The sequence below is a fragment of the Roseateles microcysteis genome (assembly GCF_036880965.1).
In the GTDB taxonomy this organism is placed as follows: Bacteria; Pseudomonadota; Gammaproteobacteria; order Burkholderiales; family Burkholderiaceae_C; genus JAUASW01.
Genome location: NZ_JBAJMV010000006.1, coordinates 460,386 through 469,193 on the forward strand (window position 1 = coordinate 460,386; position 8,808 = coordinate 469,193).

Annotated in this window: 9 protein-coding genes; 7 read left to right on the forward strand and 2 right to left on the reverse strand. The window is 63.3% G+C overall.

The genetic code is table 11. The features are described from left to right. Nucleotides 1–28 precede the first annotated feature (28 nt). The 3 genes from V3596_RS18710 (at nucleotide 29) to V3596_RS18720 (ending at nucleotide 2,422) form a co-directional block, all read left to right on the forward strand. The gene (locus V3596_RS18710) at nucleotides 29–628 is read left to right on the forward strand and encodes a hypothetical protein (protein WP_334279323.1); all 600 of its coding nucleotides are present in this window, start codon (nucleotides 29–31) and stop codon (nucleotides 626–628) included. A 384-nt stretch (nucleotides 629–1,012) separates the two neighbouring features. Next, a complete protein-coding gene (locus V3596_RS18715; RefSeq protein WP_334279324.1) occupies nucleotides 1,013–1,195 on the forward strand; it encodes a hypothetical protein in 183 nt (60 codons plus the stop codon). Nucleotides 1,196–1,579: 384 nt separating this feature from the next. Further along, nucleotides 1,580–2,422, forward strand: a complete 843-nt coding sequence (locus V3596_RS18720) for an HDOD domain-containing protein (protein ID WP_334279325.1) — start codon at nucleotides 1,580–1,582, stop codon at nucleotides 2,420–2,422. Between the two features lie 7 nt (nucleotides 2,423–2,429). On the opposite strand, the gene V3596_RS18725 is transcribed toward V3596_RS18720, so the two are convergent. Then, entirely contained in the window at nucleotides 2,430–2,912 is a 483-nt protein-coding gene (locus V3596_RS18725; protein WP_334279347.1) for an Lrp/AsnC family transcriptional regulator, read from the reverse strand. A gap of 129 nt (nucleotides 2,913–3,041) precedes the next feature. On the opposite strand from V3596_RS18725, the gene hppD reads away from it, so the two are divergent. Continuing rightward, nucleotides 3,042–4,166, forward strand: coding sequence for a 4-hydroxyphenylpyruvate dioxygenase (gene hppD, locus V3596_RS18730; protein WP_334279326.1), 1,125 nt, complete (start codon nucleotides 3,042–3,044; stop codon nucleotides 4,164–4,166). A gap of 100 nt (nucleotides 4,167–4,266) precedes the next feature. On the opposite strand, the gene V3596_RS18735 is transcribed toward hppD, so the two are convergent. Beyond that, nucleotides 4,267–5,148, reverse strand: a complete 882-nt coding sequence (locus V3596_RS18735) for an esterase/lipase family protein (RefSeq protein ID WP_334279327.1) — start codon at nucleotides 5,146–5,148, stop codon at nucleotides 4,267–4,269. Between the two features lie 36 nt (nucleotides 5,149–5,184). Between V3596_RS18735 and V3596_RS18740 the strand changes: the two genes are divergently transcribed. The 3 genes from V3596_RS18740 (at nucleotide 5,185) to V3596_RS18750 (ending at nucleotide 8,614) form a co-directional block, all read left to right on the forward strand. Beyond that, nucleotides 5,185–5,913: a DUF8198 family protein gene (locus V3596_RS18740; RefSeq protein WP_334279328.1), complete on the forward strand. Its 729-nt coding sequence runs from the start codon at nucleotides 5,185–5,187 to the stop codon at nucleotides 5,911–5,913. A gap of 65 nt (nucleotides 5,914–5,978) precedes the next feature. Continuing rightward, nucleotides 5,979–7,682: a long-chain-fatty-acid--CoA ligase gene (locus V3596_RS18745; RefSeq protein WP_334279329.1), complete on the forward strand. Its 1,704-nt coding sequence runs from the start codon at nucleotides 5,979–5,981 to the stop codon at nucleotides 7,680–7,682. After that, on the forward strand, nucleotides 7,679–8,614 hold the full coding sequence (locus V3596_RS18750) for an MBL fold metallo-hydrolase (protein WP_334279330.1): 936 nt from the start codon (nucleotides 7,679–7,681) through the stop codon (nucleotides 8,612–8,614). The genes V3596_RS18745 and V3596_RS18750 overlap by 4 nt, the downstream gene beginning before the upstream one ends. Nucleotides 8,615–8,808: the final 194 nt, after the last annotated feature.

Below are 8,808 nucleotides of genomic sequence, written 5' to 3' on the forward strand. Positions count from 1 at the left end.
GGTCAAGGGAGCTTTATCATTGCGCCCCATGTCATCCGCGCACCGCGACGTTGCCCAGATCCGTCTGGACAACGCCCTCCTCCTGTTCGAGGAGTTTGTTTCCGCCACCATCAAGCATCCAGATGCCGCAGCCTTGCGCGGCCTGGAGCGGCGTTTTGCCGAACGCCTGCAGATCCAGCCCAGCTACTGGAGCCAGATCAAGAGCCGCTCGCGCCAGATCGGCGAACGCCTGGCGCGCCAGTTCGAGCAGCTCTGCCACAAGCCTCCAGGCTGGATGGACCAGGAGCATCAGGCTCAGGCCGGCCTTGCTCTGGCTGAGCAAGACAACTTGCCCAATCTGCCGCAAGACGATGACGAGCGTTTCATCGTCGGCCTGGTGCTGACCTACTATCGCCGACACCCCCAACGCGCCCGCACGCGGCTGCTGGATCTGCTGGGCGAAGTGCTGACGCCAGCCGCTTCCGGCGGGTCCTCCCTGGCCGCAAGCCCAGCAGCAATCGCAGCGGCAGCCGGCAAGCCCCTGCCGCCGCCGGCCACGAGAAGCACCCCAAGCGGGCAGGCATCCGACGTCGATGAATGGCGCCGCCTGCAGCAGGGCATCGCGCCCCTGAAGCCCAAGAAGCGCTGACGGTGCCTCCCTAACTTGTTTATCAAGTTAGATAAAAAGTACTTGCGCAAGATAATCAATTGTTTATCATCTGCGCAAGTCGCGGCCTGGTTCACCGTGACGAAGCAAGACCTCCCATCATCAACCCGGGGCCTGCCCGGCTGAGATCCTCACTGCAACGCGCCTGAACCGGCGCGCCAGCAGCGGCGCGATCCCGGCACGCAGTACCCCTTTGCCGCAGGACCCGCCCGCGCCGCCAGCCGGCACCCGGGCCTGCACCCAGATTGACCGGCTCGCCCCTGGAGCCGCTGCATTCCCGAAACGCTGTCGCGCCCACAGTGGCGCTGCCGCATGGGCAAGCCAACACCCAACACAGCGAGCCCCGGCCCGCACAAGGAGACTCAGATGCCCCAGTTCACCTCGCCCCGCCCCAATGCGCTGCGCCTGAAGAAACCGCGCAATCCGCTGGTCGCGCATGCATTGATGCGCCAGGCCGGCCGCCACAGCGCTGGCGAACAACGCCATCAGGCCAAAACCCGCTTGCAAAAGGAATTGCTGCAGCTCGGACAGCCCGATCGCGGCCCATGAACAGATCGACGACCCCAGGACACTCAGACGCCGGGGTCGCCAAGGAGACCCATCATGTTGAGACTGGACGAATTCAGGGGCGCACCCGCCCCAGCCGACACACACGAGGCCTGGAAGCATCGCTTCGCGAAGCTACTCCGCATCGCTGGCCAAGCCTTCACAGGCATGCGCCCGCACCGCAGCGTCCCTGCTGAGCTGGCCTTCTACGCTGAAGCCGCTGCACCAGAAGGCGCGCTCTACGTTCCCGGGCCGCTGCCGGGCCGACAGGCAAACCGGGAGCAGCCGTGAAGCAATTCATGGGGGTCATGGTCTTGCTGGTGGCCACGTTCAAGCTGGGAGCGCAGGTGCCGATATACGATCAAGCCAAGCTCCCTGCCCTGCGCAATGACCCAGCCTCTCTCTGCCGCCCCCTTGCGCCAGGCCTTGCCAGACCTGGCCCGCTGGACCGGCTATTTCCGCCAGGTCGAAATCCCTGTGCTCTCGGCGACCGCCGAGTCACTTGAAGAACTGCGCGCAAACGAAGACGAAGTCGACGCCAACATGCTGGGTGAGCTGATCGCGACCGATCCGCTGATGACGCTCAAAGTACTGGCCTACGCAGCCGCCCACCGCAGCAGCCGGCTGGTGACTGATGCAGAAACAGTCACCGCCGCGCTGGTGCTGATGGGCATCCCGCCCTTCTTCCGCGCCTTCGGGCCTCAGCCCACGGTCGAATCAGTGTTGGCTGATCGGCCTGATGCCCTGGAAGGACTGGAACGTGTGCTGCGCCGCGCTGATCGCTCGGCACGTTTTGCGCTTGGCTTTGCCGCTCATCGCATGGACCCCGATGCGGCGGTCATCTACAGCGCCGCGCTACTGCACGACTTCGCCGAGATGCTGCTGTGGGTGCATGCGCCCGATCTGGCGCTGGAGATCCTCCGGCGCCAGCGGGCCGACAGCACGCTACGCAGCGCCGAAGTTCAGCGCGCGGTATTGAACATCGAGCTCGACGATCTGGAACAGTCACTGATGCAGGCCTGGCGCCTGCCCGAGCTGCTGGCCCAGATCACTGACGACAAGCACGGCAACGACGCGCGCGTGCTGAGCGTCCGCCTGGCGGTTCGCCTGGCCCGCCACTCTGCCGACGGTTGGGGCAACGCCGCCCTGCCGGACGACATCCGCGACATCAGCCGCTTGATGAATCTCGACCTCGCCGCCACCGAGCGGCTGCTTCACGAGTTCGACTGAGTCCCGCTCAGACCGGGACGGCCGTCGTGCCCTTGACGCGGTCCAGCATGAAGCTGGTCCTGCAGTCCTGCACGCTGGGATGCTTCAGCAGGGTCTCACTGATGAAGCGGGCGTAGTGCGCCATGTCTTGCACCAGCACACGCAGCAGGTAGTCCATGTCGCCGGTCAGCGCCGCGCACTCGACCACTTCCGGCCAGGTCTGAACCGCTGCGCGGAACAGGTCCATCGGATTGCGTTTGTGGCTTTCGGTGTGCTTTTCGAGCCGCACATTGATATACGCGGTCAGGCCCAGCCCGACTTTCTCAGGCGGCACCAGGGCCACATAGGCGGAAATGACGCCACTTTCCTCCAGCCTCCGTACGCGGCGCAACACCGCTGAAGGCGAAAGGCCGACCTCCGCAGCGAGCGCGTCATAGGTCACGCGCCCGTCGATCTGCAGCGCCCTCAAAATGCGCCGATCTATGGTTTCCAGCTGATGTCCTGCATACATGGCCGATAGTTTTGCAGGAATCCTGCGCCGCCGCCAGATGCTGCGCCTGAAATAGCAGGATTCTTGCGATACCGCCCCCCTACAGTCATGCCCTAGCTCAAGACCGCTAGACAGCAGGAGATTCACGAGATGGCATTCACACCCTGGGACAACCCGATGGGCACCGACGGCTTCGAGTTCATCGAGTTCGCCGCCCCTGATCCTGCTGCCCTGGGCCAGTTGTTCGAGACCATGGGCTTCGCTGCCGTGGCACAGCACCGGCACAAGAACGTCACCCTGTACCGCCAGGGCGACGTGAATTTCCTGATCAACGCCGAGCACGACTCCTTCGCACAGCGTTTTGCTCGCCTGCATGGCCCTTCGATCTGCGCCATTGCCTTCCGCGTCAAGGACGCCGGCTTCGCCTATAAGCGCGCACTGGAACTGGGCGCCTGGGGCTTTGACAACAAGGCCGGTCCGATGGAGCTGAACATCCCGGCGATCAAGGGCATCGGCGATTCGCTGATCTATTTCGTCGACCGCTGGCAGGGCAAGAACGGAGCGGGGGTCGGCGAGATCGGCAATATCAGCATCTATGACGTCGACTTCGTGCCCCTGCGCGATGCCGAAGGCAAGCCGGCGAATGCGAGCCCGGTTGGCCATGGCCTGACCTATATCGACCACCTGACGCACAACGTGTTCCGTGGCCGCATGAAGGAATGGGCCGAGTTCTACGAGCGCTTCTTCAACTTCCGCGAAGTGCGCTACTTCGACATTGAAGGCAAGCTGACCGGCCTGAAGAGCAAGGCCATGACCAGCCCCTGCGGCAAGATCCGCATCCCGATCAACGAGAGCAGCGACGACAAAAGCCAGATCGCCGAATACCTCGACCTGTACAGCGGTGAAGGCATCCAGCACGTGGCACTGGGCACCGACGACATCTACGGCACGGTCGAAGGCATGCGCAAGACCGGCGTCGTCTTCCAGGACACCATTGCCACCTACTACGACCTGGTCAACAAGCGCCTGCCCCAGCATGGTGAAGACCTGGAACGCCTGCGCGAACTGCGCATCCTGATCGACGGCGCCGCACACGAGGGCGCGCCGCATGAGCTGCTCCTGCAGATCTTCACGAAGGAAGTGATCGGGCCGATCTTCTTCGAGCTGATCCAGCGCAAGGGCAATGAAGGGTTTGGAGAGGGGAACTTCAAGGCACTGTTCGAGAGCATCGAGCTCGACCAGATTCGCCGAGGAGTCTTGAAGGCCGAAGCGTGAGGGCCAAGGCCTGACGAGGGACTGGTCGCACTGCTGTATGGGCAGACCAGGGGCCCCGGATCGCATGATCCGGGGCTTTTTTACGTCGGGTGACTGGCGCTCAGTTCTCCCGCAGCAAGGCAAGCACCTCGCGGCGAACCTGCGGGTCGTCGACCAATTGCAGGTGGCCTCGCCCCGGCAGGAACACATTGCGCGCGCCAGGCAAGGTGGCTGTCTCGGCGGGGCAGACGATCTGGTCACAATCGCTGAAGAAGCAGTGCGCGCTGGGCAACTGGTTCAGGTCCTGCGACAGCGCTTGCAGCCAGGAACTGCCGTGGCGCATCTGCCGAGCATTGAGCATGGGCGCGCCGAAGGCCATCACCGTGCCGGCATGCGGTGACCCAAGCGTGACCAGGCCGTGGACGCGACCATCGCGCCCGTACTTGCGCCACCAGGCGCGCGATGCCAGGCCGCCCATGCTGTGCGCAAGCAGAAGTGGTGGCTGGCCTGTCGCAGTCTCGAGCTGAACCACGGCCTGCTCGATAGCCTCGGCATAGCTGTCGATGGATCCATGAATCGGCTCAAGCGTCAGCGCGATGTGAGGAAGGCCAAATCGGCGCAGCTCCGGCATCCAGTCATTCCAGAGCCCGCGATTGCAGCTGAATCCATGCAGCAGCAGTACCCCGCGAGCGCCCGTCGCCGCGGGAAGGAAGTCCGCGTGGAACTGCGAAGCAAACGGCTGACGCCAGCCGAAGCTCCGCTCAAGCGCCCAGGCCTCACACCACCAGGCCTGCAGCAGACTGAAGGCGCCGGGGCGGTGCTGGCGGTTGATGACGGCGAGTGCAAGGAACAGCGAGAGCATGCTCACGCTGCGCAGATTGCCGAGGAAGAGGCCTAGGCACAGTGCCGTCGACCAGCCTCCGAGTTTCCAACCCAGGGCAACGCCCGAGAGGCCCAACAAAGTCCGTATCAGCAGTCCCAGGCGTTGCAGGCGAGCATTCATCGGCCCCAGTGTAGGGGCGGGCACAATGGCCCAAGCATGGAAGACAGCAACGCCAAATCCATCCTGGGCTATCTCCAGGTCGTCGACTCAGAGCGGCGTGATCGTGCCGCCAATCCAGCGCTGAGCGCACGCGTGGAGGCCATCAAGGCCTACCAGCAGCAGCGCTTTGCCAACTGCTATGCCGACCTGCTGGCCAGCTCGCGCTACCAGTACGCGGCACGCTTCTTCCTGGAAGAGCTCTACGGACCCGGTGACTTCAGCCGCCGCGATGCGCAGTTTGCGCGCGTTGTGCCTGCGCTTGCGCGCCTGTTCCCCCGCGAGGTCGTGCGCACAGTGGCGCATCTGGCCGAGCTGCATGCCCTGTCGGAGCGGCTGGACAGCCAGATGGGCCGCCTGATCGACGTTGGACACAGTGTCAATCGGCGCAACTATGCCAAGGCCTGGCAGGCCTGCGGCATGGCCAAGGAACGCCAGCAGCAAATCGAGCTGACCATTGCCATCGGCCAGGCGCTGGAGGCCTACACGCGCAAGCCTTTCCTGCGCCAGGCCTTGCGAATGATGCGAGGCCCGGCCAGCGCTGCTGGCATGCAGGAGCTGCAGCATTTTCTGGAATCGGGCTTTGACACCTTTCGCGAAATGCGCGGTGCAGAAGAGTTTCTGAGCACTGTGCGATCGCGCGAGGAAGCGCTGGCCCGCGCACTTTTTGAGTGCGCGCCAGACGATCTCTGTCCCGCCGGTGACGATCCCCTAGGGAAATTGCCCTAGGCGCCTCTGGCCGCGCTCCCGACCATGTCAGTCCAGCAAGAGAAATACAAACAACGATTGGAGACATGGTGCAGTACGCAGCGACGAAGCCCTGGCTGAAAAGCTACCCCCCCGAGGTTCCGGCCGAACTGGCCACTGATGGCTACCACTCGCTGGTCGAGCTGCTGGAGGAGGCCTTCCGCAAGTACGCTTCGCGCGACGCAGCCGCCTGCATGGAGCAGCGACTGAAGTTTGCCGACGTGGACCGAATGTCCCAGTCGCTGGGCGCCTATCTGCAGAGCAAGGGCCTGGAGCGAGGCACGCGCGTCGCCATCATGATGCCCAACGTCCTGCAGTACATGGTCGCCATCGCTGCCATCCTGCGCGCCGGCTATGCCGTGGTGAACGTCAACCCGCTCTACACGCCGCGCGAGCTGGAACATCAATTGAAGGATTCGGGCGCCGAAGCCATCATCGTGCTCGAGAACTTCGCGGCCACGCTGGAAGAGGTGATTGCTGCGACCTCGGTGCGCCACGTGGTGCTCGCGTCGCTGGGCGACCTGCTGGGCTGGTGGCGCGGCCCCCTGATCAACTTCGCGGTGCGCCACGTCAAGAAGATGGTGCCCGAGTACCGCCTGCCGACAGGCGAAGGCCGCAGCGTGCTGCGTTTCAACAAGGCGCTGGAAGAAGGCGACCGCGGCCAATTGCGGCGCGTCGAGATCGGGCCAGAGGACGTGGCGTTTCTCCAGTACACAGGTGGCACGACGGGCCTGTCCAAAGGAGCGACGCTGCTGCATCGCAATGTCGTTGCCAACATCCTGCAAGCCGAGGCCTGGTTCAAGCCCATGACCAGCAAGCTCGGCGACAAGGCGCTGACCACGGTTTGCGCGCTGCCGCTCTATCACATCTTCGCGCTAACGGCCTGCTACATGCTGGGTGCGCGGCTGGGGATGATGAACCTACTGATTCCGAATCCGCGCGACATTCCCGGCTTCATCGCCACACTGCGCCAGTACCGCGTCAACCTGTTCCCGGCGGTCAATACTTTGTTCAACGCACTGGCCAATGACCCTGCTTTTGCGCGGCTGGACTTTAGCGAGCTGGTGATCTCCAACGGCGGCGGCATGGCGGTGCAACAGGCCACAGCCGAGAAGTGGCTGAAGATCACTGGCTGCCCTGTTGTCGAGGGTTACGGCCTGTCCGAAACCTCGCCCGTGGCGACGATCAATCGCATGGATATCGCAAGCTTCAACGGCAGCATCGGCCTGCCCATGCCCTCCACCGACATCGCAATCCGCGATGACGATGGCAACGACGTGCCACTCGGCGAACGCGGCGAAATCTGCATCCGCGGCCCACAGGTAATGGCCGGCTACTGGCAGCGCCCGGACGAGACCGCGAACGTCATGACGGCTGATGGTTTTTTCAAGAGCGGCGACATCGGCGTGATGGACGACGAAGGCTATGTCCGCATCGTCGACCGCAAGAAGGACATGATTCTGGTGTCGGGCTTCAACGTCTATCCGACGGAGATCGAACAGGTCGTCAACATGCACCCTGGCGTACTGGAATGCGCGGCCGTCGGCATCCCCGATGCACGCTCGGGCGAGGCAGTGAAGCTCTTCGTCATCAAGAGCGACCCGACGCTGGCCGAGGAGGATCTGGCCAGCTTCTGTGCAGAGCAGTTGACCGCCTACAAGCGGCCCAAGTACATCGAGTTCCGTGACGACCTGCCCAAGACCAACGTCGGCAAGATACTTCGTCGCGAGCTACGCAGCAGCGCGCCATGAGCGCGGCAGCGGCCGCACTGCTGCCAGCTGACCTGCGGGTCCTGGAGCGCGGGTGGCTGTCGTCGAACTCGATCCTGATGCTTGCTGATCCGCGCGGCGCGGTGCTGGTTGATACCGGATATTGCACGCATGCGGCGCAGACAGAGGCCTTGGTTGGACATGCGCTTGATGCTGCGGGTGAGAAGCTGCGGTTGATCGTCAATACCCATCTCCATTCAGACCATTGCGGGGGTAATGCGCGCCTGACCGAAACTCACGGCTGTCCCGTGTGGATCCCACCGGGGCAGTTCGAGGCTGTGCAGGCTTGGGATGCGGCGGGGCTGAGCTACGCGCCTACAGGTCAGCAATGTCCGCATTTCAAGGCCTCCGGCATCCTGCAGCCAGGCTCGGTACTGGAACAGGCGGGACGCGAATGGCAGGTGATGGCCTCACCCGGACATGATCCGGATGCCGTGCTTCTGTTTGAGCCGAACGCAGGTGTGCTGATCTCGGCCGATGCCTTGTGGGAACACGGTTTCGGTATCGTCTTTCCTGAGATCGATGGCAAGCCGGGCTTTGACGAGGTCGAGCAAAGTCTCGACCTGATTGAATCGCTTCCCGTGCGTCTCGTCATCCCTGGTCATGGTGCCGCGTTCACAGATGTGAGCGCCGCGTTGAATGAGGCACGAAGCCGCCTGGCCTTCTTCCGTCAGCATCCTGATCGGCATGCGAGGCATGCTGCCAAGGCCCTGCTCATGTTCCACATGCTGGAGCTGGGTGAAATCACCCGGGCAGACCTGTTGAGCTGGCTGGATCACACGCCCATTCACATCAACATGTGGCGGCAGTATTTCAGCGGCAAATCAGCAAAGGCCTGGTCTGGGGAATTGATCGAGGAGCTGGCCCGCGCTGGCGCGCTAACAATCGATGGCGAGATGATTCGCTGCGTCTGACCCCGCTCCAAAACAAGCCGCGAGCGCGAGAATTCGCCAGGTTTCGCGACCGCAACCGTATGCGCAGATACTGCACGCTGCAAAAGCAAAAACCCTCCGACTCATGGGAGTCGGAGGGTTTCGCGGGGTAAATAGCCTGACGATGACCTACTTTCACACGGGAATCCGCACTATCATCGGCGCTGAGTCATTTC

What these genes read in the sequence shown, in the direction of transcription:
- V3596_RS18710 (WP_334279323.1), top strand. Translation starts at nt 29, where the DNA reads ATGTCATCCGCGCACCGCGACGTTGCCCAGATCCGTCTGGACAACGCC.
- V3596_RS18715 (WP_334279324.1), top strand. Translation starts at nt 1,013, where the DNA reads ATGCCCCAGTTCACCTCGCCCCGCCCCAATGCGCTGCGCCTGAAGAAA.
- V3596_RS18720 (WP_334279325.1), top strand. Translation starts at nt 1,580, where the DNA reads ATGACCCAGCCTCTCTCTGCCGCCCCCTTGCGCCAGGCCTTGCCAGAC.
- V3596_RS18725 (WP_334279347.1), bottom strand. Translation starts at nt 2,912, where the DNA reads ATGTATGCAGGACATCAGCTGGAAACCATAGATCGGCGCATTTTGAGG.
- hppD (WP_334279326.1), top strand. Translation starts at nt 3,042, where the DNA reads ATGGCATTCACACCCTGGGACAACCCGATGGGCACCGACGGCTTCGAG.
- V3596_RS18735 (WP_334279327.1), bottom strand. Translation starts at nt 5,148, where the DNA reads ATGAATGCTCGCCTGCAACGCCTGGGACTGCTGATACGGACTTTGTTG.
- V3596_RS18740 (WP_334279328.1), top strand. Translation starts at nt 5,185, where the DNA reads ATGGAAGACAGCAACGCCAAATCCATCCTGGGCTATCTCCAGGTCGTC.
- V3596_RS18745 (WP_334279329.1), top strand. Translation starts at nt 5,979, where the DNA reads ATGGTGCAGTACGCAGCGACGAAGCCCTGGCTGAAAAGCTACCCCCCC.
- V3596_RS18750 (WP_334279330.1), top strand. Translation starts at nt 7,679, where the DNA reads ATGAGCGCGGCAGCGGCCGCACTGCTGCCAGCTGACCTGCGGGTCCTG.